We start from the raw sequence: 23,005 nt of genomic DNA, 5'->3' as shown, positions 1-23,005 counted from the left end.
AGTGGCCAGCAAGCACTAGGCGGTGGCCTCATCCAACATCAGCCGCTGGTGGACCACCTCCACCAACCGGTCAGGCTGGAACTTGGACAGGAAGTTGTCGCAGCCGACCTTCTTGACCATCGATTCGTTGAAGCTCCCCGACAACGAGGTATGCAGCACCACGTGCAGACCGCGCAGACGGGCATCGTTGCGAATCTCCGTGGTCAGCCGGTAACCGTCCATTTCCGGCATTTCCGCATCGGTGAACACCATCAACAACTTCTCGCAGACGTCCTCCCCTGCATCGGCCCACCCCTTGAGCATGCGCAAGGCCTTCAGGCCGTCACTGGCCACATGCAGCTTCATGCCCAGCTGGGACAGGGTCTCGCGCAACTGCACCAGGGCGACGCTGGAGTCGTCCACGAGCAACACTTCACGCCCACGTGCCCGCGCCAGGACCGGGTCGTCGAGCTTGTCCCGGGAAACGCGGGTGTTGTAGGGCACGATCTCGGCCAGGACCTTCTCCACATCGATCACCTCGACCAGTTGCTCATCGACCTTGGTGATCGCCGTCAGGTAATGCTGGCGCCCGGCACTGGAAGGCGGTGGCATGATCGCTTCCCAGTTCATGTTGACGATGCGATCGACACCACCGACCAGGAACGCCTGTACCGAACGGTTGTACTCGGTGACGATGATGGTGCTGTCCGGCCCCGGCTGCAGTGGACGCATGCCGATCGCCTGGGACAGGTCGATCACCGGCAGCGTCTGGCCGCGCAGGTTGACCACGCCGCAAACGAACGCATGGCGCTGTGGCATCAATGTCAGCTTTGGCAGTTGCAGTACTTCCTGAACCTTGAACACATTGATGGCGAACAACTGGCGGCCTGCCAACCGGAACATGAGAATCTCCAGGCGGTTCTCACCCACCAATTGCGTTCGTTGGTCGACCGTGTCGAGAATGCCAGCCATTGGAAACCCCCAGGCTTGAGTCAGGTGAATGATGTCATCTGCCCTGTATCGGCGGCTTGGGCAGCAGCTTGACCTGCTATGAAAAATGCATGATGCCCAATTGATATCAATTTAACATCATGCTCTACTGCTTACAGCCCTACTAGCCCCGCCCTTGCGCCCTCGCTTTGAAAACCATCAGGGTTTCCCCTAGTGGCAATCGGGTGCGACCTGATATTCCCCATATCCGTTAGCCATTAATGTGACGCCTTTCTCAATGCATGAATGGAGTCAGGCTTTGCTAGCGACAGTCTCGGTGTTGCCAAGCGCGTGTCCCGCCCTGCACACAGGGGCGTCATGATGGACAACGCACCACTGAACAATGGCGTTCTCCAGGATTTCCTGGTGGATGCACAGGTGTGGCTGACAAAGTCGCTGGAATGCCTGCAGCATCTCGAGCTGATCCACAACGATCCCGATGCCTGCTTCTGCCTGAACGAAACCCTCGAGACCCTCGCCCGTCGCGCCAACCTGCTGGGCCTGCTGGAAGTCGCCCACTACACGGCCTCCCTACAACGGTTGCTCGAGCCAGCCTGCCGGCAACGGCATCTGGGCAGTGAAGCCTTGAGTGCGCTGCACGCATGCCTGAACCTGCTGGCCTGGCAATTGGAGCTGGTCGACGCTTCGACCGGCCGCCTCAGCCTGGATACCGAGGAACAACAGCTGCTGCTAGGCGAGCTGGCCGATGCCGTGGGCCAACCCCTTCCCGAGCTGTGCGGCCCTTGCCGGGCCCGTGGCGATGTTTGCGTTCACGCACGTCCCACCCAGGCGATATCCAGGCCATCCAGCAGCCTGAACAGCCCCCGGCATTGAGGTCCGTGCCCAGGCATTCGGGTGTGTTCCAAACCCATCGTCATACAGACAGCCCACGACACGACTTAACGCTGCTTGCGCCCGAAAACACCGGGGTCCCAGGCCATTACCCAGCAGCGACCAAATGAACCTGAAGTGATACCATGCCCGCAATCGAATGCACGCGTCGCGGGTATTGTCCAATTGGATGGACACCTTCGATGACAGTTGAACGCAGGATGCCAAAGCCTCTGATCACACCCATGCAAGGCCTCCAATAGCAATAATTCAGTGGCTTTTCTACTTATGTTTCCACGCTTGAAAACTCCATCACGTTGCCGCGCCACCTTGCTGCGCTGGGCGACTGCATTGATATGCGTGGCCTCCCTGCTTGCCAACCTGATGCTGAGCCTGCGCGAGCAGCCGTTGCCTGCCAGCCTGCTGCTGTTGCAAGTGCTCGCCCTGGCCGGCGTTTTCTGGCACTGGCGTCAATGGGGGCGATCGATCAGCCTCCGTCCGTCAGAACTGGCCGATCGCATGCTCAAGGTCCAGGAAAGCGAACGGCAACGCCTGAGCCGCGAGCTGCATGACGACATCGGCCAATTGCTCACGGCCGCAAAGCTCCAGGTCGACTGGCTCCAACGGCGCATGCCAGCCGATCTGCAGGCGCACTGCGACACTTTGCGCAAGACCCTCGACAACACCTTGGGCAATGTACGCGACGTCTCTGCTCTTCTGAATCCGCGTCAATTGGCCAGCCTGGGCCTGGAGGCCAGCCTGCGCGCCCACCTGCTGCGCACGCTGGAAAACAGCGGCGTGCATTGGAGCCTGGAGTGTCACCAGCGTTTGGGGGGCATCTGCGAGGACGTTGCCATGGCGGCCTTTCGCATCACCCAGGAAGCCGTTACCAACATGTTGCGCCACGCCAATGCTCGCAACCTCACGATCAGCCTGCGGCGCACCCCTTCGGGCCTCGCCCTGTCGATCCAGGACGACGGTTGTGGCTTCGCGCCTGCCACCGACCCGGCCGAGGCAGGCCAGCGCGGCATGGCAGGCATGCTGGAACGCGCCACTGCCCTGCAAGGCAGCCTGACCATCACCAGCCAACCCGGCCAAGGCACCCGGATCGACGCCGTGTTCCCATGGCCACCGCGCACCGAAGAGCGTGCCAGGATACCTGCCTCCCATGACCTGTAGATTATTGCTGGTGGATGACCACTCGCTGATCCGTGCCGGCGTGCGCGCCCTGGTGTCCGACATTCCCGGCTATGTGGTGGTTGGCGAGGCCGACGACGGCAGCCAGTTGCTGGAAATGGTCCAACGCCTGGCCCCGGACATCGTCCTGCTGGACATCTCCATGCGCTCGACCAGCGGCCTGGATGCCTTGAACCAGCTCCAGGCAAACGGCCTCGCATGCAAGGTACTGATCCTTTCCATGCATACCGACCCTGATCTGATCATGCGCGCCCTGGAGAGCGGTGCCCATGGCTATCTACTCAAGGACACCACAGCCAACGAACTGGAACAGGCCTTGGCTGCCTTGCGCAGCGACGAACGATACCTGAGCCCAGCGATCGCCCACACGGTGATCAACCAGGCGCTGCTGCGTGCCCAAGATGGCAAGCAGCTTGCGGTCGATCGACACAACCTGACCGCCCGCCAGCTGGAAATCCTGCGCCTGATCGTGCGCGGCAAGTCGACCCGGGAGATCGCAAGCGGCCTGGGCCTTTCCATCAAGACCGTCGAAACCCACCGCTCGCAGATCATGAAACGCCTGCAAATCTATGACGTTGCCGGCCTCGTGCTGTTTGCGGTGCGCGAGAAGATCATCAGCCTCGACGACTGAGCACTGGCGAGTCCTCCGGCAAGTGCAGGCGCAATGCCCCCGGGCAGGCCTCGAAGCGCAGGCTGTCGGCCTGCAGCGGCTCGCCGTCGAGGTTGATGTCCAACCCCTGGGAGCCCTTGATTTCGACCCAGGGCAGGCGGGCCCGGATGAACAACCCTTCTCCGGCCAGCAACTCGCGCAACGCCCCGACCATCTCCTGAGGCGCAGGCAAGATGCCGATGTCCAGCAACCCGTCGTCGACCATTGCATCAGGGCACAGCACATGCCCGCCACCCGCCTGGCGGCCGTTGCCGATGCCCAGCGCGAGCAAATCGCCCTGCCAGTGGAAGTCCGGCCCTTGCAGTTCCACCGAGGCCGCCTGCAATTCGCTGAAACGCGACAACCCCGTGAACAAGTAGGCCGCAGCGCCCAACACCTTCTTCAAGTCTTCCGAGGTGTTGGCGGTCACCTGGCTGCCGAAGCCGCCGGTAGCCATGTTGAGAAACAGCTGGTCGCCGACCTTGCCCAGGTCCACCGCCCGGGCCGGCTGCTCCAGCAGGTTCAGCGCAGCCTCCGGCTCCAGCGGTACACCTGCAGCCTTGGCAAAATCGTTTGCCGTGCCCAGGGGTAGCAACGCCAGGCTGGCCGAGTGGCTGGCCTGGCCCATGGCTTCGGCGATGTCGCGCAGCGTGCCATCCCCACCACCGGCGACCACGTGCGGATAACCGGCGGCCAAGGCCTCGCCGACCAACCGCTGGGCGTCACCCGCCTCCCAGGTCAAACGTACATCCAGCATCCAGCCACGCTCACGCAGGGCACCCACGGCACTGCGCACCTCTTCGTTCATGGCCTGCTTGCCATGCAGGATCAACATTGCCTTGCGCTCGCCCATCACGCTTCCCCTCGCCTTTTCGCTTCCAATCTCGACCACGACTGATGGCCAATGGTTGCATGGCATGAGTGAGATAGAACCTGACCAACCGACAAAAACTTGGCTCTCCAGACCAGCCGCCTGGCACCCCGGCCATTTTATTGACTATGCTCATGCCATATACCCTGGCTGAAACAGCGTACCAGCCAACGACGAGGTAGCGGGGCCATGCGCATACTCTGGACACTACCCTACCTGCCCTGGCCCACCACCAGCGGCAGCAAGACCCGGCAATATCATCTGCTGCGTGAACTGTCGCGACACGGCCACCGGATCACCTTGCTGGCGCAATCGAAGGTTCCGCTCGGCGATGCTGCCCGCGAAATGCTGGAACCCTTGGTCGAACGCTTGATCGTGTTGCCCCGGCGGCCGCTGCACAGCCCACTCAATTTGTTGGCTTCACCGATCATCGACTACCCCATGCGGGCCATCATCCATGGCCTGGCGCCCTGCCTGCGACACCGCTTCGAACAGTTGCTGGACGAACCCTGGGACGTGATCCAGATCGAGCACAGCTACAGCTTCCAGCCCTTCGAAAAAGCCCTGCAAGCCCGCCGCCTGCCCTTCATGCTCACCGAGCACAATCTCGAGTCGGTGATGGGTACCGCCTGCCATGACCGCCTACCGCTGTGGCTACGCCCGCTCAACGCCTTCGACCGCTGGCGCTACCGGCGCTGGGAGCAGCGTGTGTTGCGCCAGCCCAGCGAGGTGGTGGCCGTCAGTGCCCATGATGCCGAATGGATCGGGCAGATCAGCGGCCGGCCAGTGAACGTGGTGGTCAACGGTGTCGATTGCGACTATTACCAGGACGTACGGCCGGCCTACCGCAGCCAGCGCCTGCTGTTCGTCGGCAACTTCGAATACGGCGCCAACCTCGAAGCCATCGAATGGGCGCTGGAAGAGATCCTGCCGCAGGTATGGATGAGCAACCCGGCCGTGCGCCTGGCCATCGCCGGGCATGCGCTGCCGGCCAGTTGGAAGCTGCATTGGAACGATCCGCGTATCGAATGGATCGGCTATCGCCCGGACCTGAGGGACCTGCAACGGCGCTCGGCATTGTTCTTCGCACCGCTACGCTATGCCGGCGGTTCCAAGGTGAAGATCCTCGAAGCCATGGCCGCCGGGCTGCCGGTGCTGACCACCAGCAAAGGGGCGTCAGGCCTGGCCATCAACAGCGGCGAGCACTACCTGGGCAGCGATGACAGCGGCCAATTGGCGCTGTCGATCACGCAGTTGCTCAACCAGCCCTGGCGCATGTGTCAACTGGGCGAGACTGGCCGGCAGTTCGTACGCCAGCGCCACGACTGGAGCGTCGCGGCGCAGCAACTGATGAACGTGCACATACGCCTGAGCCAACTGGGGCCGATCGAAGCCATGGATACCGCGTTGCTCGGGCGCTCAGTCAAGTAACGCGCTGAAGGGAATGAACGACACGCTGTCACCCTGGCGCAACGTGGCGCCTTCATTCACCTCCACCAGCCCCTCGGCCCAGGCCGCACTGCGTAGCACGCCGGAGCTCTGGTTCTTGTAGATGTGCGCCTGGCCGTCTTCGATCCGCGCCCGCAGGTATTCGCGCCGACTTCCCGGTTTGGGCCAGTCGAAGCCTGCCGGCACACTGAAACGCAGCGGCGTGACCTGCGCTACACCTTGGCGACGCAGCAGATAAGGCCGGGTCAGCAAGGCGAAGGTGACCAAGGTCGATGCCGGGTTGCCTGGCAAGCCGATCACCGGGACACCGCGAAAATGCCCGAAGGTCAGCGGCTTGCCCGGCTTGATGGCCAGCTTCCACAACGCCAGCTCGCCCGCTTCGCGCAGCGCCATGCCCAGGTAGTCGGCCTCGCCCACCGAGACACCACCACTGGAAAGGATCAGGTCGACGTCGCCAAGCCCCGCGAGACATTCGCGGGTACGCTGCAGGTCGTCGGCGAGGATGCCTACATCTACCACCTCGCACCCCAGGCGCTGCAACCAGCTGGCCAGCAAACGCCGATTACTGTTGTAGATCTGCCCGGGGCCCAGCGGCTGCCCGGGCTCGACCAGTTCGTCACCGGTAGACAGCACCGCGACGCGCACCTTGCGCACCACCTCGAGCCGGGCAAGGCCCAAGGTTGCCGCCAACCCCAGCTGGATCGGCCCCAGCCGCGTGCCAGCCGCCATCACCTGTTCGCCTACACGCGTCTCCTGCCCTTGCGGGCGTACGTTCTGCCCGGGCTTGAGCGGCTCGAGGAAACGCACCTGGCCGTTTTCCAACACTTCGGTGTTTTCCTGCATCTCGACGCAATCGGCCCCCTCGGGCAGCGGCGCGCCAGTGAAGATCCGTGCACACGTGCCCGGCTGCAGCGGCGCTGGGGCATGGCCAGCGAAGATGCGCTGGCTCACCGGCAAAGGCTCGCCCTGCCAATCCGCCAGGCGCAGGGCATAGCCATCCATGGCGCTGTTCGGCCAGGGCGGCAGGTCCAGCTCGGCGACCACCTCGCGCGCCAGCACACGCCCTTGGGCATCGGCCAGGGCCACACTTTCCGAGCCCTTGATCGGCGCCGCTTCGGCCAGCGCCAGCAAGCGCTCCAAGGCTTCTTCCACCGCCATCAGCGGGCGGGGCTTGGCGACCTCAACCACGGCTTTCACAGGCCGCTGCCTGCTTCAGGTGCGGTACGAAGTTGCAAGGGCGATGGCGAGCATCGAGCTGCTCGGCCAGAATACCGTCCCACCCGGTACGCACCGCGTTGGTCGAGCCCGGCAGGCAACACACCAGGGTACCGTTAGCCAGGCCCGCCAAGGCGCGGGACTGCACGGTGGACGTGCCGATATCGGCCACGGAGATCTGCCGGAACAGCTCGCCGAAGCCCTCGACCTGCTTGTCCAATAGGCAGGCGACCGCTTCGGGTGTGCTGTCACGGCCAGTGAAACCGGTGCCGCCAGTGATCAGGACCACCTGCACCTGGTCATCGGCGATCCAGGTGGCGACCTGGGCGCGGATCTTGTACAGGTCGTCCTTGAGCAACACGCGGGCTGCCAGGCGATGGCCCGCCGCGCCCAGGCGGTCGACGAACAACTGGCCGGACGTGTCGGTCTCGAAGGTACGGGTGTCGCTGACCGTGAGCACGGCGATGTTCAGCGGCACGAAGGGGGTGTCTGCCTTGGCTTTCATGGGAGTCCGTCGCAGGAAGAGGAAGATGGCCGCTTTTATATCACAGGCCAGCCGCGACGCCGCCGTTGTTCTGCGTCAATGCCTGCGCAATGGCGCTATGCTGCACTGTGCAAGGAACTTTGCGCGGACGCCCGGCGTCCTACTAGACATCAAGCACGATCGTACTGGAGAAACACAATGATTCAACGGACCCTTCCCGCTTTCCTGCTCGCCCTCGGCCTGGGCGCCCTCGCTGGCTGCGCATCGCCGACCGTCATCACGCTCAATGATGGCCGCGAGATTCAGGCAGTGGACACTCCTGCCTACGACGAGGACTCCGGTTTCTACGAATTCGAGCAGCTCGACGGCAAGCGCACCCGCATCAACAAAGACCAGATCCGCACCGTCAAGGAGCTGTGATTTGAGTGGCGCTTTTCGGCAAACACTCTTTTTGCAACAAGGGGTTGCGTCGAAAAATGCGATGCAGTAGGATTTTGTTCATCGGAGTGTAGCGCAGCCAGGTAGCGCGTCTCGTTCGGGACGAGAAGGCCGCAGGTTCGAATCCTGTCTCTCCGACCAAATCCTCTCCAAGAAGCCCGCCTCGAGCGGGCTTTTTGTTGTCTCTGGAAAAGCTGGGCCTTGCGGCCCACGCGGGGCAAGCCCGTTCCGCACAAAGAGCTTGCAATGACCGCACTAACACCAGATCCCCTCTAGCAGCCTTGCTCTTGCAAAAACGCCCCTCGGGAGGGGCGTTCTTCGCGATAGCGTTACTGCAGCGTGGCCGCTTCGGCCACCGCCTCTTCAGGCTGCACCGGAACGTACAGCAGCTGCAGACGCGCACTGCTCCATTCACGGGTCTTGTTGGTCAGCTCGAGATTATTGTTCAGCTTCTGGCCGTAGGTCGGCACGATCTCCTTGAGCTTGGCCTGCCATTCAGGGCTCTGGACGCGGTCCTTGAAGGTCTTCTCCAGCACCGTCAGCATGATCGGCGCCGCGGTGGATGCACCTGGCGAAGCCCCCAACAGCGCGGCGATGGTGCCGTCCTGGGAAGCCACCACCTCGGTGCCGAACTGCAGGATGCCGCCGTGCTCAGGGTCCTTCTTGATCACCTGGACACGCTGACCGGCCTGCAACAGCTTCCAGTCCTCGTTCTTGGCGTTGGGGAAGTATTCACGCAGGGCGTTCATGCGGTCATCGAAGCTGAGCATCAGCTGGCCCATCAAGTAGGTGCTCAGGTCGATGTTGTCGATGCCGGCGTTCATCATCGGCATGATGTTGTGCGTGGTCAGCGATGCGAACATGTCCAGCAGCGAGCCATTTTTCAGGTACTTGGTGGAGAAGGTCGCGAACGGGCCGAACAGCAGCACTTCCTTGCCGTCGATCATGCGGGTATCCAGGTGTGGCACCGACATCGGCGGCGCGCCGACCGAGGCCTTGCCGTACAGCTTGGCCTTGTGACGAGCGACGATGTCCGGGTTGTCGGTCATCAGGAACTGGCCACCGACCGGGAACCCTGCGTAGCCTTCGGCTTCCGGGATGCCGGACTTCTGCAGCAGCTTGAGGGCACCGCCACCGGCACCGATGAACACGAACTTCGCGTTGACGCGGGTTTCCTGGCCGCCGTTGGCCAGGTCCGCCACCACCACGTTCCAGCTGCCGTCATCGTTGCGCACGATATCGCGCACTTCATGGCGCAGGTGCACCTGGACGTTGGGGTTGCGGGTCATCGACGCAAACAGCTGGCGGGTGATCTCGCCGAAGTTGACGTCGGTGCCGATGGCCATGCGGGTGGCGGCGACCTTCTGATCAGGCGAACGGCCTTCCATCACGATCGGCACCCACTTGCGGATCTGCTCGTGGTCCTCGGAAATCTCCATGCCGCGGAACAACGAGCTGTGCTGCAGGGCCTCGACGCGCTTGTGCAGGAAGGCGACGTTCTCGTCACCCCAGACGAAGCTCATGTGCGGCACGTTGTTGATGAAGGACTTCGGGTTGCTCAGCACGCCCTGCTCGACCTGGTAGGCCCAGAACTGCTTGGAGACCTCGAACTGCTCGTTGACGTTGACCGCCTTGCTGATGTCGATCTTGCCGTCCTTGCCTTCGCTGGTGTAGTTCAGCTCGCAGAAGGCCGAGTGGCCGGTACCGGCGTTGTTCCAACCGTTGGAGCTTTCCTCGGCGACTTGGTCCATGCGCTCGTAGACGTCGACCTTCCAGTTCGGCTCGAGCTCGGTAAGGTAGGTACCCAGGCTCGCACTCATGATGCCGCCGCCGATAAGCAGGACGTCGACGGACTTTTCCGGCTCACCGGGCTTGGAGCAGCCGATGACGCTCAGGCACAGGAGCGTCAGCAGGATTTTTTTCATAGTTCAATCCAATTGAAGTGAAGTGGCTGGCATTGCCCTGCCCCCGCTGTGCACGCCCGGTTGTTGTTCTGGCTCGCGCGGCCTCTCGCGTCAGCGACGCGCCATCCTGCGGCAACTGGCCTGCAGGACCGGTGAAGGTCGACGCCTGGGGTTTCGATGGATCGGGGCGGGATTGCCGTGGGCCCTTGGCCCGGCTCGCCCTCAAGCAGAAGTTGTGCCAGTTTCGCCAAGACCAACGGCTAATAGCTAGGACGTGTGGTCGCACCCCATCTTTAGCGGTTTTGCTGGCGACAATCCGCCACATTACCTTGCCCTTTGGGCATACAAATGGCGGGTTTCCCCCGCCCGTGTGCCCCCTCCTTCTGTAGCAGCGGGTAGGCCCCGCGATTGCGCCGGGCCTGCCAGCGCATTGCATGGCAAGGGGCGCAGGTAGGCGAAACAGCCTTCTCAGGCACTGAGCCGGGACGTGACCTCACCCAACTGCCCGGACAACCCCTGCAGGCGTTGCCCGGCCTGCTCGGTATCCTGTACCGCCTGCTGGTTGGCCGTGGCGATACGGGTGATCTCGACCAAGTTGCGCGAGATGTCCTCGGCGACGCTGGTCTGCTCCTCGGCGGCGGTGGCGATCTGTCGGTTCATGTCGCGTATCGCCTCCACCGCCATGGTGATGCGCTGCAGCATCTGCCCGGCCTGTTGCACCTGCTCGGCGCCCTCCTCGCTGCGGCGCTGGCCGTTCTCGATGGCCTTGACCGCCTCCAGCGCACCGGACTGCACCGCCTCGATGATCTGCTGGATCTCGGCGATGGACGATGCAGTGCGCTGGGCCAGGCTGCGCACCTCGTCGGCGACCACGGCGAAACCACGCCCGGCTTCACCGGCCCGGGCCGCCTCGATGGCCGCATTGAGCGCCAGCAGGTTGGTCTGTTCGGCGATGCCGCGAATCACCTCCAGGACCTTGCCGATCCGCGTGCTGTCATGCTCCAGGTCGCGAATCACCGTGGCCGTGCCCGCGATCTCATGGTTGACCCGGGCAATGATGTCGATGGTCGCCTGCATCACCTGCTCGCCGGCCTGGGCGCTGTGGTCGGCATCGTCCGCCGCCCGCGCCGCCTCGGCGGCATGGCGTGCCACCTCCTGGGCCGTGGCGGACATCTCGTGCATGGCCGTGGCCACCTGATCGGTACGCTGGAACTGGTCATCGCTACCACGTGCCATGTCACCGGCAATGCTGCGCAACTGGCCGCTGGCATTCTCCAGATCGTCGGCATTGCCCTTGAGCCGGCCGATGGTCTCGGCGAGAAAATCACGCAAGGTGTTGGCGGCCCGGGCCAGGCGCCCGAGCTCGTCGGCCCGGCGACTGTCGACCCGGGCGGCGAAGCGACCTTGGCTCAGCTGCGCCACATAGTCGATCAGACCACGGATCGGCTCGACCAGGCTGCGGTTGACCAGCCACAGGCTGAACAGGCCGACCAGCAACGCCGATGCCAGCATCACCAGCAGGCCCAGCCACACCGTACGCTGCGCAGTAGCGTTGATGGACGAGGCGCGCTCCTGGGCATCGGCACGCAACCGCTCGACCAACGCGCTCATCTGCTCGCTGGCGGCACGGTCCACACCTTTGACCGCCGCATCCCCCGCTCCCGGGTCGCCGCCCGCCGCCAGGAAGGCCTGGCGACCACTGACATAGGCCTGGCCCAGCTGGCGATGGCTTTCCCGCAGCTGCTGCAGGCGCAGCGCCAGGTCGCCTTCGCTGCTTTCGATCAACTGCCCGAGCAACGTCTGCACCCGCTGCTCGCGGGCCTGGAACTGCTGCCAGTACTTGTCCAGCTCAGCAGGTTGCCGACCCCGCAAGAGCACATTCTTCCATTCCTGCACCTGGATCTTGAATTGCAGGTTGGCCTCGTCGATCAACTGCGAGTCATGCAACGGCCCGTCGACCAGCTCGGCATAACCGCGCACGCTCGAGGACAGGAACTGGAAGCACACCAGGGCGATCAGCAACATCGCCGCCAGGCTGCCGCCGAGCAGGGCCAGGATTTGCATTCTGAGGGATTTACGCAACATCGGTCGATCTCGGGAACAAGGCTGTAGGGAAACGGCATGCCGAGGGGCGCCGCAACGACATCCTTGCCCTCGTTCGCAGGCCAAAAAAAAGCTGCCATCAATCGATAGCAGCCAGGTCGAGCACTTACGCAACAGTTGAGCGAGATAGTCTCAAGCCTTTGCTACAAAAATGTTACAGCCGCGCAAAGCGTCTAGCCCGGGCTGAACTGCAGGGCGGCCAGGCGGGAATACAACGGGCTTTGCTCGATCAGTTGGCGGTGGTTGCCCACCGCCACCACGCGCCCGTTGTCGATCACCGCGATGCGCTCGGCATGCTGTACGGTGGCCAGGCGGTGGGCGATGACCAGGGTGGTGCGCCCGGCCATCAGGGGCGGCAGCGCCTGCTGGATCAGGTGCTCGCTCTGGGCATCGAGGGCGCTGGTGGCTTCATCGAGCAACAGGATCGGCGCATCCAGCAGCAGCGCACGGGCGATCGCCAGACGCTGGCGCTGGCCGCCGGAGAGCCCTAGGCCACCCTCCCCCAGGAGGGTCTGGTAACCCTGGGGCAGTTGTTCGATGAACGCATGGGCATGGGCGCTGCGGGCCGCCGCCTCCACCTCGGCCAGGCTGGCCTCGGGCCGCCCATAGCGGATATTGGCCTCGACAGTGCCGCGAAACAGCGCCGGGTTCTGGGCTACCAGGGCAAACTGACGACGCAGGTCGCCTGGGTCCAGCTCGGTGATCGCCTGGCCATCGAGCAGGATCTGCCCACGCTGGGGGTCGTAGAACCGCAGCAACAGGTCGAACAACGTGGATTTGCCAGCCCCCGAAGGCCCGACCAGCGCCACGGTCTGCCCCGGTTCGATGACCAGGTCCAGACCATCGATGGCCGCCACGCCAGGGCGCGACGGGTAGGCAAAATGCAGGTCGCGCAGCTCGATGCGGCCACGGGACCGCCCCGCAGCCAGGGCGCTCGCCTGCAGCGGTGGCAGGATCGCGCTGCGGGCCGCCAACAGTTCGGCAATGCGTTCGGCCGCTCCGGCAGCACGCTGCAGCTCGCCGATCACCTCGCTGAGGGTGCCGAAGGCACTGCCGACGATCAGGCTGTAGAACACGAAAGCGGCCAGTTCGCCCCCGGAAATGCGCCCGGCGATGACGTCCATGCCACCGACCCATAGCATCACCCCGACCGCCCCCAGCACCAGCACGATCACCAAGGTGATCAACCAGGCGCGTTGGGCAATCCGCCGCCGGGCCACGGCGAACGCCGCCTCCACCGTATCGGCGAAACGCTCGCGATCCAGCGCCTGATGGTTGTAGGCCTGCACGGTCTTGATCTGGCCCAGAGTCTCGGCCACATAGCTACCCACGTCGGCCACCCGATCCTGGCTCTGGCGCGACAGGCTGCGCACCCTGCGACCGAACAGCAGGATCGGCGCCAGCACCAGCGGCAGCGCCAATACCACGATGCTGGTCAGCTTGGGGTTGGTGACGAACAGCAATGCCACGCCACCGATCACCATCAAGGCATTGCGCAGGAACATCGACAGCGATGAGCCGATCACCGACTGCAGCAAGGTGGTATCGGCGGTCAGCCGCGACTGGATCTCCGAGCTGCGGTTGTCCTCGAAGAACCCCGGATGCAAACCGATCAGGTGATCGAACACCGCCCTGCGAATATCCGCCACGCAGCGCTCGCCAATCCACGAGACCAGGTAGAACCGGCTGAACGTACCGACCGCCAGGGCCAGCACCAGCAGCAGGAACAGGCCGATGGTCTGGTTCAACTGCTGGGGAGAACGGGTCATGAAACCTTGGTCGACCAACAGGCGGATGCCCTGGCCCATCGACAAAGTGATGCCGGCGGTGACCACCAGCGCCAACAAGGCCAACATCACCTGCTTGCGATACGGGCGAATGAACTGCCAGGCCAGGCGCAGGGCGCGGCGTTGACGGGAAGAAACCGGTTCGGGCATGAAAAGACCATCCACTGCCAGGAGATTGCACACTACCACTGATCCGCTCGAGCGGAACCGCAAGCCCCCACCCGGCGTCGTTTGCACAGCGAGGCCCAGCGATGGGAAGCACGAACCGGTCCCTATGCGCTTTCGTTCTAACAGGCCTCTGGAGCTTTACCACACTTTCTGGTGGACTATCCCTGTCGCGACGCCAGGGAGCTGTCACAGGCCAGTCACGGCAACGGGGTTATCCTGAGCTTGAACCTGATGAGGAGACAGGACATGAGCTTGCAACATAGCAGCGAAGCACCGAAGACCAACCAGCAGACGCAGCGGAAGGTGTGCGGTTCGATCATCGACGCCCAGGGCCGCGAGGTCCCGATCACCGAGCAGATGATCCAGCAGGCCTGCAAGGAGCTGGAGGAAAGCCGGGTGAAACAGGTGCCCAAGGCGTAAGCCAGGAATGACTTCGACCCGGCGCTTGCGCCGGGTTTTTATTTGCCTTTCGCCGGCAAGCCGGCTCCCACAGGCTCTGAAAACAGCGCAGGACAGGTGGGAGCCGGCGTGCCGGCGATAGCAGCAGCCAAGGAACGTCAGGCGAGCACAGCGCCCAGCGCGTTGACCACCTGCGCCAACTGCGGCGCCTCGCCCCGCAGGCGCACTGCCAGCCCCTCGATCTCGCGCCGCACCGGGTAGTGCTTGCGCAGCAGGTCGAACGCGGCACGCTGCTCGGCCGGCTCTTCGCTCAAGCTGCGACGGAAATCCGCATCGTCGCGACGCGGGTCGTACACCGCGCGACACAGCGTTGCCAGAGCCCAGGCGGGCTCGGCACTGGCGTCCAGGTCGACTTGCGCCAGCGCCGGTGCCGGCAGCAGGTCGGCCAGCTGCACTTGCTCGGGCTCCCCCCGCCAGCGGCAGAACGCCTGGTAGATCTGCGCCGTACCGCGCTGCTTGCCATCGAGGCTATAGCCGGCGATATGCGGTGTGGCCAAGGTGCACAGGTCGGCCAGATCCAGGTCCACCTGTGGCTCGCCTTCCCATACATCCAGCACCGCATGCACGTCTTCGCGATCGAGCAGCAGCTCGCGCAGCGCATTGTTGTCCACTACCGGGCCACGGCTGGCGTTGATCAGCCATGCACCCGCCCGCAGGCGTGCCAACTGCTCCTCGCCCAGCAGATGCCAGGTCGGATGTTCGCCGCCGCGCTGCAACGGCGTGTGCAGGCTGATCACGTCACAGGTTTCGAGCAAGGTATCGAGGCTGACGAAATCCCCGCCCTCCTGCGCCTGGCGGGGCGGGTCGCACACCAACACCTTCCAGCCCAAGCCACGCAGCACGCGCACTAGGCGCTCGCCCACCTGCCCGGCACCGACCACACCGTACACCCGCTCGCTCAGCCTGGCGCCATCGAGCTCGGCCAGGGTCAGCAGGCTACCCAGTACGTAGTCCACCACGCCACGGGCGTTGCAACCCGGCGCGCTGCTCCAGTGGATACCGACTTGGGCGAAATAGTCGAGGTCGAGGTGGTCGGTGCCGATGGTGCAGGTACCGACGAAGCGTACCTGGCTGCCTTCGAGCAGTCGCCGGTCGACCTGGGTCACCGAACGCACCAGCAGTACATCGGCGTCCTTGACGCAGGCCGCGTCGATGCTGCGCCCTGGGTAACGGCGGATCTCGCCGAACCCGGCGAAGAAGGCATCGAGCAGCGGGATATTCTCGTCGGCAACTATCAGCATGGCGCTCTCCTTTCAGGGGAACGCAGTGTAGGCCCTCTGCAGGGCGCGATCCAGCGGGCTCAGTCGGCCTTCTTGCGGATCCAGTACAGGTAGGTGCCAGCCTGCTCCTGTTGCTCCAGCAGTTCATGGCCGAGGAAGTTGCAGAACTTGGGGATATCGCGACGGGTCGAGGGGTCGGTAGCGATCACTTTGAGCAGGCCTCCAGCGGCCAGGTCACGTACATGCTGGTGCAGCATCATCACCGGCTCCGGGCAGTTCAGGCCAGTGGCATCGAGGACGGCGTCAGGGGTGAATTCGGTCATGGGGGGCTCCAAATGATGGGGCATTGTCGCGCATCGGGCGCCAGGCTCCAAGGGGGCAGCCTTCAGAGCCAGCCAATCGCGGACAAGCCCACCCCAACGGATGGGACCACCCTGTGGGAACGGGCTTGCCCCGCGATCAAGGGCGAAGCCCTTGCCAGGCGGCAAACCTATTGCAGGTTACCGCGGTTTGAGGTCCAGCCGCCGCAGGTGGCAAGTGACCTCCTCACGGTCGTGATACAGCTGCTTGCAGGCGATCGACACCTTGATCTTGCGCGCCTTGAAGCCCGCCTCGATCCGGTCGAGCAGCCGACGTACCTCGGCATAACGCTGCTTCATCGGCAACTTGAGGTTGACCACCGCCTCACGGCACAGCCCCTCGCCCAGCCAGGTCTCGATCAAGGCCGCCGTGCGCGCAGGCTTCTCGACGATGTCGCAGACCATCCAGTCCACCGTCTGCCGCGGTTGCCAGGTAAACCCATCGGCCATCAGGTGCTGGACCAGACCAGTGTCCATCAGGCTCTCGGCCATGGGGCCGTTGTCGATGGCAGTCACCAACATCCCGCGCTTGACCAGCTGGTAGGTCCAGCCGCCTGGCGAAGCCCCCAGGTCGACGCCGGTCATGTCATCGTTCAGGCGTTGATCCCATTGGTCGCGCGGGATGAACTGGTGCCAGGCCTCTTCCAGCTTGAGGGTCGAACGGCTAGGCGCCTCGCGTGGGAACTTCAGACGCGGGATGCCCATGGGCCAAAGCGCTGAATTGTCGGCTTCGGCCAGGCCGACGAAAACCCGCCGGCCACTGATGAATGTCAGCAGCAGGCGTGGCCCGCTCGCCTTCTCCACCAGGCGCCCGGCCTTTTCCAGCGCTTTGCGCAGCGGTACTTCGAACTTGCGGCAGAAGGTCGACACCTCCTTGCCTTCGTTGCTGTCGAGCACCTCCAGCCACAGGCTGCTGCACACCGGGTAGCTGGCCAGGTGCTCGAGCAGGACACTGATACGGTCGCTTTCCGGCAAGTCGATAAACAGGCCTCGGGCCCACTGGCGCGGGAAGATCAGCCAATCGAAGCGCAGTTCACGCATCAGCCGCTCGCCGCCGTCGGGTTCGGCGCAGACGAACTCGGCACAGGCACTCTGCGGCTTGCCCTTGGCGTAGCCGGCAACGCCCAGACGGGCGGCGTGTTCGCTGATTTCGGCGCAGACCTCGCCCTCGAAACCGGGCCGGCAATGCATGAACAGGGTATTCATCTTTCACTCCACTTCGCTGGCATCGGTCGCCAGCCTTGATCCGGCGCAAGGCAGGCGCCGGCAGGGCGGCGATGATAAAGGAAGATCGGAACCTGCGACACGCCCCACCGGTCCAGAATTGAGTCAGGGTCGGCAAACCGGTCTACCCTGAGCATTCAGCCAGGTCCGTGCCGTGCGGACCGTCACAGAGCGGTGACACCGGCCTGGAATTGCCGGGCACCGGCGCAGAAGGAGTTGGCAATGCCCTCGCTCGATAGCCTGAACAGCCTCAAGACACTCAAGGTCGCAGAGCAGACCTACCACTATTTCAGCCTCGCCGAGGCCGCCCGGCAGCTGGGCGACCTACAGCGCCTGCCCATGTCGCTCAAGGTGTTGTTGGAGAACCTGCTGCGCTGGGAGGACGGCAAGACCGTCACCGGCGATGACCTGCAGGCCCTGGCCGACTGGCTCGGTGAACGCCACTCGGACCGGGAAATCCAGTACCGCCCGGCGCGGGTGCTGATGCAGGACTTCACCGGCGTGCCCGCCGTGGTCGACCTGGCCGCCATGCGCGCGGCCATGGCCAAGGCCGGCGGCGATCCGCAGCGGATCAACCCGCTTTCTCCGGTAGACCTGGTAATCGACCACTCGGTGATGGTCGACCGCTACGCCAGCCCCGCCGCCTTCGCCCAGAACGTCGACATCGAGATGCAGCGCAATGGTGAACGCTACGCCTTCCTGCGCTGGGGCCAAAGCGCGTTCGACAACTTCCGTGTGGTACCGCCGGGCACCGGGATCTGCCACCAGGTCAACCTGGAATACCTCGGCCGCACGGTCTGGACCCGCGAAGAGGACGGCCGCACCTACGCCTTCCCCGACACCCTGGTCGGTACCGACTCGCACACCACCATGATCAACGGCCTGGGCGTGCTCGGTTGGGGCGTGGGCGGCATCGAGGCGGAAGCGGCGATGCTCGGCCAGCCGGTGTCGATGCTGATCCCCGAAGTCATCGGCTTCAAGCTGACCGGCAAGTTGCGTGAAGGCATCACCGCCACCGACCTGGTGCTGACCGTGACCCAGATGCTGCGCAAGAAGGGCGTGGTGGGCAAGTTCGTGGAATTCTACGGCGACGGCCTGGCCGACCTGCCCCTGGCCGACCGCGCCACCATCGCCAACATGGCGCCCGAATACGGCGCCACCTGCGGGTTCTTCCCGGTCGACCAGGTGACCTTGGACTACCTGCGCCTGTCCGGGCGGCCGGAGGCCACCGTGCAACTGGTGGAAGCCTATTGCAAGGAACAGGGGCTGTGGCGTCTGCCTGGGCATGAACCGGCGTTCAGCGACACCCTGTCGCTGGACATGCACGACGTCGAAGCGAGCCTGGCCGGGCCCAAACGGCCCCAGGACCGAGTCGCACTGTCCCAGGTCAGCCAGGCCTTCGACCATTTCATCGAGCTGCAGCCCAAGCCCCTGGCCAAAGAAGTCGGTCGCCTGGAAAGCGAAGGTGGCGGCGGCGTGGCGGTCGGCAATGCCGACCAGGCCGGCGAGATCGACTACACCCACGAGGGCCAGACGCACACCCTGCGCGACGGCGCCGTGGTGATCGCGGCAATCACCTCCTGCACCAACACCTCCAACCCGAGCGTGATGATGGCCGCAGGCTTGGTGGCCAAGAAGGCCATCGAAAAGGGACTTACCCGCAAACCCTGGGTGAAAAGCTCCCTGGCGCCCGGCTCCAAGGTGGTCACCGACTACTTCAAGGCCGCCGGCCTTACCCCCTACCTCGACCAGCTCGGCTTCGACCTGGTCGGCTACGGCTGTACCACCTGCATCGGCAACTCAGGACCACTGGACGACGCCATCGAGCATGCCATCAGCTCGGCGGACCTGACCGTGGCCTCGGTGCTCTCGGGCAACCGCAACTTCGAAGGTCGCGTCCACCCACTGGTGAAAACCAACTGGCTGGCCTCGCCTCCTCTGGTGGTCGCCTATGCCTTGGCCGGCAGCGTACGCACCGACCTGACCCGCGACCCGCTGGGCACCGGCAAGGATGGCCAGCCGGTCTACCTGCGCGACATCTGGCCGAGCCAGCAGGAGATCGCCGATGCCGTGGCCAAGGTCGACACGGCCATGTTCCACAAGGAATACGCCGAAGTCTTCGCCGGCGACGCGCAGTGGCAAGCCATCGAAGTGCCCCAGGCAGCCACCTATGTCTGGCAGGCCGACTCCACCTATATCCAGCACCCGCCGTTCTTCGACGACATCGGTGGCCCACTGCCGCAGATCCGCGATATCCAGGGCGCGCGCATACTCGCCCTGCTCGGCGATTCGGTGACCACCGACCATATCTCCCCGGCCGGCAACATCAAGGCCGAGAGCCCGGCCGGGCGATACCTGCGCAGCAAGGGTGTGGAACCACGCGACTTCAATTCCTATGGTTCGCGACGCGGCAACCATGAGGTCATGATGCGCGGCACCTTCGCCAACATCCGCATCCGCAACGAAATGCTGCGGGGCGAGGAAGGCGGCAATACCGTGCACGTGCCCAGCGGCGAGAAGCTGTCGATCTATGACGCGGCCATGCGCTACCAGGCGGAAGGCACGCCACTGGTGGTGATCGCCGGCCAGGAGTACGGCACCGGCTCCAGCCGCGACTGGGCGGCCAAGGGTACCAATCTGCTGGGGGTCAAGGCGGTGCTGGCCGAAAGTTTCGAGCGTATCCACCGCTCCAACCTGGTGGGGATGGGCGTGCTGCCGTTGCAGTTCAGGGCCGGCGAAGACCGCAAGGTCCTGGGTCTGACCGGCACAGAGCGCATCGACGTGCTGGGCTTGACCGGCGCGCAGGTCCACCCCGGCATGACCCTGCCGCTGCGCATCACCCGCGAGGATGGCCAACAGCAACAGATCGAAGTGCTATGCCGGATCGACACGCTCAATGAAGTGGAGTACTTCAAGGCGGGAGGCATCCTCCACTACGTGTTGCGGCAATTGATCGCAACATGAACCCATGACCCGGGCTCTGCTTGCTTCATGGGAGCTGGCGGAGCCTGCGATGAGCCGCAAAGCGGCCGTTAAACCCGCTCCCACAGGGGCAGCATTGGCCGCTTGTTCTCTGCGCGACAGCGCAGCCCGAAGGGCTGGGTAACCTCCCACCGAGATTGCGCCGCTGCGAAAATCACTGTGGGCCTTGTGCCGCGATTGGCAGCCCCTCGATGACGTGTCCTGGACGACATTCGGTGAGTCGTACCCTTACCTGCCTCACCTCGACAAGGATTTCCCATGTCCCTCCCTCACATCAGCGCCCTGCTCCTGCTCGGCTTCGGCTACCTCCTGGCCTTGGCTTACGGCAGCCTAGGCCTGGCCAGCCTGCCCAACTTCATCGCCCTGCTCGGCGCCTACCTGCTGGTCCGACGCCAGGTACGCTGGCAACAGGTCCTTGGCCACGCCTCGTTCATTGCCCTGGCCATCGCCCTCGCCCTGCATTGGCTCCCCGGCTTCCATAGCGCCAAGGTGATCGACAAGGCAGTCTTCAGCCCCGGCGCCCTGCCCTTTTCCATGTACCTGAACCTGGACAAACCCCTGATCGGCTTCTGGCTACTGCTGGCCTGTCCCTGGGCCCTGGCCTGGCGCGGCCGTGCCTGGGCGCCGAGCCTGGCACTGACGTTGCCCGCTACCGTGCTCGTCTGCCTGGGCGGGGCCTGGGCTGCAGGGCTGGTGGCCTGGGCACCGAAATGGCCGGACCAGGCCTGGATCTGGCTGTTGAACAATCTGCTGCTGGTAAGCCTTACAGAAGAACTGTTGTTCCGCGGCTACATTCAGGGCGGCCTGCAACGCCTGTTCGGCCATGACCACTTGGCCTTGCTCGCTGCCGCACTGTTGTTCGGCCTGGCGCATCTGGGGGGCGGCTGGCAATGGGTCTGCCTCGCCAGCCTCGCCGGCTTCGGCTATGGCCTGGCCTATCGCCATGGCGGCTTGCTCGCCGCCACGCTGTGTCACTTCGGCCTGAACCTGGCGCATTTCGCGGGCTTCACCTATCCGATGCTATCGCCCTATCCAATCCATTAAATAAACACTCAATAAAAGTCCGGACATGCCGATACCAGTCCAAAGCCTTGCGGATTGAGCCCCATGCGTAATAACCAGCCCATTACCCAGAGAGAACGGACGTTTCCTGCCGAGCAGCGGTTGATCTCCACCACCAACGCCAAGGGCGTGATCACCTACTGCAACGATGCCTTCATCGACATCAGTGGCTTTTCCCGCGAGGAACTCACGGGCGCGCCCCATAACCTGGTGCGTCATCCCGATGTGCCATCGGCGGTGTTCGCCCATATGTGGCAGACCCTCAAGCAGGGCCTGCCCTGGATGGGCATCGTCAAGAACCGCTGCAAGTCCGGCGACCATTATTGGGTCAATGCCTACGTCACGCCTGTGTTCGAACAAAACCAGGTGGTCGGCTACGAGTCGGTGCGGGTCAAGCCCACGGCCGAGCAGATCCGCCGGGCCGAGGCGCTGTACCAGCGCATCAACCAGGGCAAGCCAGCGATCCCTCGGCGCGATAAGTGGCTGCCGGTGCTGCAGGACTGGCTGCCGTTCATCCTGATCAGCCAGATCGGCTTCTGCATCGGCAACTGGCTTGGCCACTCCTGGGGCTTCGCCCTGGCGGCGGGCCTCTCGGTGCCGCTCGGCCTGCTTGGCCTGGGTTGGCAACAGCGTGGGCTCAAGCGCTTGTTGCGCTTGGCCGAGCAGACCACGTCCGACCCGTTGATCGCGCAGATGTACACCGACAGCCGCGGCGTCCAGGCACGCCTGGAAATGGCCATGCTCAGCCAGGATGCACGCATGAAGACGTGCCTGACGCGCCTGCAGGACAGCGCCGAACACCTGAGCGACCAGGCTCGCCAGTCCGATGCGTTGGCCCACCAGAGCTCCACCGGGCTCGAGCGTCAGCGCGTGGAAACCGAACAGGTGGCCGCTGCGGTCAACCAAATGGCCGCCACCACCCAGGAAGTGGCCAACCACGTACAGCGCACCGCCGACGCCACCCAGCAAGCCAACCGTCTGACCAGCCAGGGCCGTCAGATCGCCGGGGAAACCCGTGAAGCCATCGAGCGCCTGTCGGTTGCCGTTGGCGAAACCGGGCAGACCGTCACCCAGCTGGCCAAGGACAGCGACGAGATCGGTGGCGTGGTCGATGTGATCAAGGGCATTGCCGACCAGACCAACCTGCTGGCGCTGAACGCAGCCATCGAGGCCGCCCGGGCGGGAGAGATGGGACGTGGCTTCGCGGTAGTGGCCGATGAGGTTCGTCAGTTGGCCCAGCGCACCGCCGAATCTACCGGGCAGATCCACGGTCTGATCGCCAAGCTGCAGCAGACCGCCAGCAATGCGGTACAGACCATGGAAAATGGCCATCGCCAGGCCCAGGAGGGCGTGGAGCGCGTCATGGAAGCCGACCAGGCACTGGTAGGCATCAGCGAAGCGGTAGCCAATATCACCGACATGGCCACCCAGATCGCCGCCGCGACCGAAGAACAGACCGCCGTGGCCGACGAGATCAGCCGCAACATCAGCACCATCGCCGACCTGGCGGACCAGACGGCCGAACAGGCGCAGCGTTCGGCATTGCTGAGCGAGGAACTGACCAGCACGGCCGGCAGCCAGTATTCGCTGGTGGAGCGGTTCAACCGCTGAGGCTTGGCCTGACGCAGGGCTGC

19 protein-coding genes, 1 tRNA gene and 1 pseudogene are annotated in these 23,005 nt (G+C 64.2%); 10 read left to right on the top strand and 11 right to left on the bottom strand.

Annotated elements, in window-relative coordinates; genetic code table 11:
- Nucleotides 1-15 precede the first annotated feature (15 nt).
- Nucleotides 16-951: a chemotaxis protein gene (locus AC1MHZ_RS07520; protein ID WP_084859051.1), complete on the bottom strand. Its 936-nt coding sequence runs from the start codon at nt 949-951 to the stop codon at nt 16-18.
- 339 nt (nt 952-1,290) lie between these two features.
- Between AC1MHZ_RS07520 and AC1MHZ_RS07515 the strand changes: the two genes are divergently transcribed.
- From AC1MHZ_RS07515 to AC1MHZ_RS07505, 3 genes are all read left to right on the top strand, one after another.
- Entirely contained in the window at nt 1,291-1,803 is a 513-nt protein-coding gene (locus tag AC1MHZ_RS07515) for a histidine kinase (RefSeq protein ID WP_368829513.1), read from the top strand.
- A gap of 285 nt (nt 1,804-2,088) precedes the next feature.
- Entirely contained in the window at nt 2,089-2,979 is an 891-nt protein-coding gene (locus tag AC1MHZ_RS07510; RefSeq protein WP_324816431.1) for a sensor histidine kinase, read from the top strand.
- Entirely contained in the window at nt 2,969-3,628 is a 660-nt protein-coding gene (locus AC1MHZ_RS07505; protein ID WP_084859048.1) for a response regulator, read from the top strand. The genes AC1MHZ_RS07510 and AC1MHZ_RS07505 overlap by 11 nt, the downstream gene beginning before the upstream one ends.
- Here the strand turns inward: AC1MHZ_RS07505 and yegS are convergent.
- Entirely contained in the window at nt 3,612-4,499 is an 888-nt protein-coding gene (gene yegS, locus AC1MHZ_RS07500) for a lipid kinase YegS (protein ID WP_084859047.1), read from the bottom strand. The genes AC1MHZ_RS07505 and yegS overlap by 17 nt on opposite strands.
- Nucleotides 4,500-4,706: 207 nt before the next feature.
- Here yegS and AC1MHZ_RS07495 point away from each other — a divergent pair, with 207 nt between their 5' ends.
- Complete coding sequence (locus AC1MHZ_RS07495) at nt 4,707-5,948, top strand: glycosyltransferase family 4 protein (RefSeq protein ID WP_084859046.1); 1,242 nt, start codon at nt 4,707-4,709, stop codon at nt 5,946-5,948.
- Here the strand turns inward: AC1MHZ_RS07495 and AC1MHZ_RS07490 are convergent.
- Entirely contained in the window at nt 5,937-7,124 is a 1,188-nt protein-coding gene (locus AC1MHZ_RS07490; protein ID WP_172403071.1) for a molybdopterin molybdotransferase MoeA, read from the bottom strand. The genes AC1MHZ_RS07495 and AC1MHZ_RS07490 overlap by 12 nt on opposite strands.
- Nucleotides 7,125-7,146: 22 nt before the next feature.
- Entirely contained in the window at nt 7,147-7,686 is a 540-nt protein-coding gene (gene moaB, locus AC1MHZ_RS07485; protein ID WP_084859044.1) for a molybdenum cofactor biosynthesis protein B, read from the bottom strand.
- 177 nt (nt 7,687-7,863) lie between these two features.
- On the opposite strand from moaB, the gene AC1MHZ_RS07480 reads away from it, so the two are divergent.
- Together AC1MHZ_RS07480 and AC1MHZ_RS07475 are read left to right on the top strand one after the other, a co-directional pair.
- Entirely contained in the window at nt 7,864-8,085 is a 222-nt protein-coding gene (locus AC1MHZ_RS07480) for a YgdI/YgdR family lipoprotein (RefSeq protein WP_084859043.1), read from the top strand.
- Between the two features lie 82 nt (nt 8,086-8,167).
- Nucleotides 8,168-8,244, top strand: a tRNA-Pro gene (locus AC1MHZ_RS07475).
- A gap of 188 nt (nt 8,245-8,432) precedes the next feature.
- Here AC1MHZ_RS07475 and mqo read toward each other — a convergent pair.
- The 4 genes and pseudogenes from mqo to AC1MHZ_RS07455 all read right to left on the bottom strand — a co-directional run bounded on the left by mqo (nt 8,433) and on the right by AC1MHZ_RS07455 (nt 14,047).
- Complete coding sequence (gene mqo, locus AC1MHZ_RS07470) at nt 8,433-10,028, bottom strand: malate dehydrogenase (quinone) (RefSeq protein WP_084859042.1); 1,596 nt, start codon at nt 10,026-10,028, stop codon at nt 8,433-8,435.
- A gap of 447 nt (nt 10,029-10,475) precedes the next feature.
- Complete coding sequence (locus AC1MHZ_RS07465) at nt 10,476-11,180, bottom strand: methyl-accepting chemotaxis protein (RefSeq protein ID WP_437176862.1); 705 nt, start codon at nt 11,178-11,180, stop codon at nt 10,476-10,478.
- Nucleotides 11,181-11,408: 228 nt separating this feature from the next.
- Nucleotides 11,409-11,519: pseudogene (locus AC1MHZ_RS07460) on the bottom strand (hypothetical protein); the annotation flags it as partial.
- Between the two features lie 764 nt (nt 11,520-12,283).
- The gene (locus tag AC1MHZ_RS07455) at nt 12,284-14,047 is read right to left on the bottom strand and encodes an ABC transporter transmembrane domain-containing protein (protein ID WP_482966186.1); all 1,764 of its coding nucleotides are present in this window, start codon (nt 14,045-14,047) and stop codon (nt 12,284-12,286) included.
- 264 nt (nt 14,048-14,311) lie between these two features.
- Here AC1MHZ_RS07455 and AC1MHZ_RS07450 point away from each other — a divergent pair, with 264 nt between their 5' ends.
- The gene (locus AC1MHZ_RS07450) at nt 14,312-14,485 is read left to right on the top strand and encodes a PA1571 family protein (protein WP_172403070.1); all 174 of its coding nucleotides are present in this window, start codon (nt 14,312-14,314) and stop codon (nt 14,483-14,485) included.
- Between the two features lie 137 nt (nt 14,486-14,622).
- On the opposite strand, the gene pdxB is transcribed toward AC1MHZ_RS07450, so the two are convergent.
- The 3 genes from pdxB to rlmM form a co-directional block, all read right to left on the bottom strand.
- A complete protein-coding gene (gene pdxB / locus AC1MHZ_RS07445; protein WP_084859039.1) occupies nt 14,623-15,765 on the bottom strand; it encodes a 4-phosphoerythronate dehydrogenase PdxB in 1,143 nt (380 codons plus the stop codon).
- Between the two features lie 59 nt (nt 15,766-15,824).
- Complete coding sequence (tusA, locus tag AC1MHZ_RS07440) at nt 15,825-16,067, bottom strand: sulfurtransferase TusA (protein WP_084859038.1); 243 nt, start codon at nt 16,065-16,067, stop codon at nt 15,825-15,827.
- A gap of 177 nt (nt 16,068-16,244) precedes the next feature.
- Nucleotides 16,245-17,309 (bottom strand): 23S rRNA (cytidine(2498)-2'-O)-methyltransferase RlmM, encoded by a 1,065-nt coding sequence (gene rlmM, locus AC1MHZ_RS07435; RefSeq protein ID WP_482966185.1) that lies wholly within the window; start codon nt 17,307-17,309, stop codon nt 16,245-16,247.
- A 240-nt stretch (nt 17,310-17,549) separates the two neighbouring features.
- On the opposite strand from rlmM, the gene acnA reads away from it, so the two are divergent.
- From acnA to AC1MHZ_RS07420, 3 genes are all read left to right on the top strand, one after another.
- Complete coding sequence (gene acnA / locus AC1MHZ_RS07430) at nt 17,550-20,291, top strand: aconitate hydratase AcnA (RefSeq protein ID WP_084859036.1); 2,742 nt, start codon at nt 17,550-17,552, stop codon at nt 20,289-20,291.
- 276 nt (nt 20,292-20,567) lie between these two features.
- A complete protein-coding gene (locus tag AC1MHZ_RS07425) occupies nt 20,568-21,353 on the top strand; it encodes a CPBP family intramembrane glutamic endopeptidase (protein ID WP_084859035.1) in 786 nt (261 codons plus the stop codon).
- A 63-nt stretch (nt 21,354-21,416) separates the two neighbouring features.
- Nucleotides 21,417-22,982: a methyl-accepting chemotaxis protein gene (locus tag AC1MHZ_RS07420; RefSeq protein ID WP_368829521.1), complete on the top strand. Its 1,566-nt coding sequence runs from the start codon at nt 21,417-21,419 to the stop codon at nt 22,980-22,982.
- Nucleotides 22,983-23,005: the final 23 nt, after the last annotated feature.

This window comes from Pseudomonas sp. FA-1, from assembly GCF_056856075.1.
Note: the sequence above shows the minus strand (reverse complement) of the source record. Positions and strands in the feature narration are given on the sequence as shown.

Coding starts and splice junctions, on each gene's coding strand:
- AC1MHZ_RS07520 (WP_084859051.1), bottom strand. CDS start 951: ATGGCTGGCATTCTCGACACGGTCGACCAACGAACGCAATTGGTGGGT.
- AC1MHZ_RS07515 (WP_368829513.1), top strand. CDS start 1,291: ATGGACAACGCACCACTGAACAATGGCGTTCTCCAGGATTTCCTGGTG.
- AC1MHZ_RS07510 (WP_324816431.1), top strand. CDS start 2,089: ATGTTTCCACGCTTGAAAACTCCATCACGTTGCCGCGCCACCTTGCTG.
- AC1MHZ_RS07505 (WP_084859048.1), top strand. CDS start 2,969: ATGACCTGTAGATTATTGCTGGTGGATGACCACTCGCTGATCCGTGCC.
- yegS (WP_084859047.1), bottom strand. CDS start 4,499: ATGGGCGAGCGCAAGGCAATGTTGATCCTGCATGGCAAGCAGGCCATG.
- AC1MHZ_RS07495 (WP_084859046.1), top strand. CDS start 4,707: ATGCGCATACTCTGGACACTACCCTACCTGCCCTGGCCCACCACCAGC.
- AC1MHZ_RS07490 (WP_172403071.1), bottom strand. CDS start 7,124: ATGGCGGTGGAAGAAGCCTTGGAGCGCTTGCTGGCGCTGGCCGAAGCG.
- moaB (WP_084859044.1), bottom strand. CDS start 7,686: ATGAAAGCCAAGGCAGACACCCCCTTCGTGCCGCTGAACATCGCCGTG.
- AC1MHZ_RS07480 (WP_084859043.1), top strand. CDS start 7,864: ATGATTCAACGGACCCTTCCCGCTTTCCTGCTCGCCCTCGGCCTGGGC.
- mqo (WP_084859042.1), bottom strand. CDS start 10,028: ATGAAAAAAATCCTGCTGACGCTCCTGTGCCTGAGCGTCATCGGCTGC.
- AC1MHZ_RS07465 (WP_437176862.1), bottom strand. CDS start 11,180: ATGTCCGCCACGGCCCAGGAGGTGGCACGCCATGCCGCCGAGGCGGCG.
- AC1MHZ_RS07455 (WP_482966186.1), bottom strand. CDS start 14,047: ATGCCCGAACCGGTTTCTTCCCGTCAACGCCGCGCCCTGCGCCTGGCC.
- AC1MHZ_RS07450 (WP_172403070.1), top strand. CDS start 14,312: ATGAGCTTGCAACATAGCAGCGAAGCACCGAAGACCAACCAGCAGACG.
- pdxB (WP_084859039.1), bottom strand. CDS start 15,765: ATGCTGATAGTTGCCGACGAGAATATCCCGCTGCTCGATGCCTTCTTC.
- tusA (WP_084859038.1), bottom strand. CDS start 16,067: ATGACCGAATTCACCCCTGACGCCGTCCTCGATGCCACTGGCCTGAAC.
- rlmM (WP_482966185.1), bottom strand. CDS start 17,309: ATGAATACCCTGTTCATGCATTGCCGGCCCGGTTTCGAGGGCGAGGTC.
- acnA (WP_084859036.1), top strand. CDS start 17,550: ATGCCCTCGCTCGATAGCCTGAACAGCCTCAAGACACTCAAGGTCGCA.
- AC1MHZ_RS07425 (WP_084859035.1), top strand. CDS start 20,568: ATGTCCCTCCCTCACATCAGCGCCCTGCTCCTGCTCGGCTTCGGCTAC.
- AC1MHZ_RS07420 (WP_368829521.1), top strand. CDS start 21,417: ATGCGTAATAACCAGCCCATTACCCAGAGAGAACGGACGTTTCCTGCC.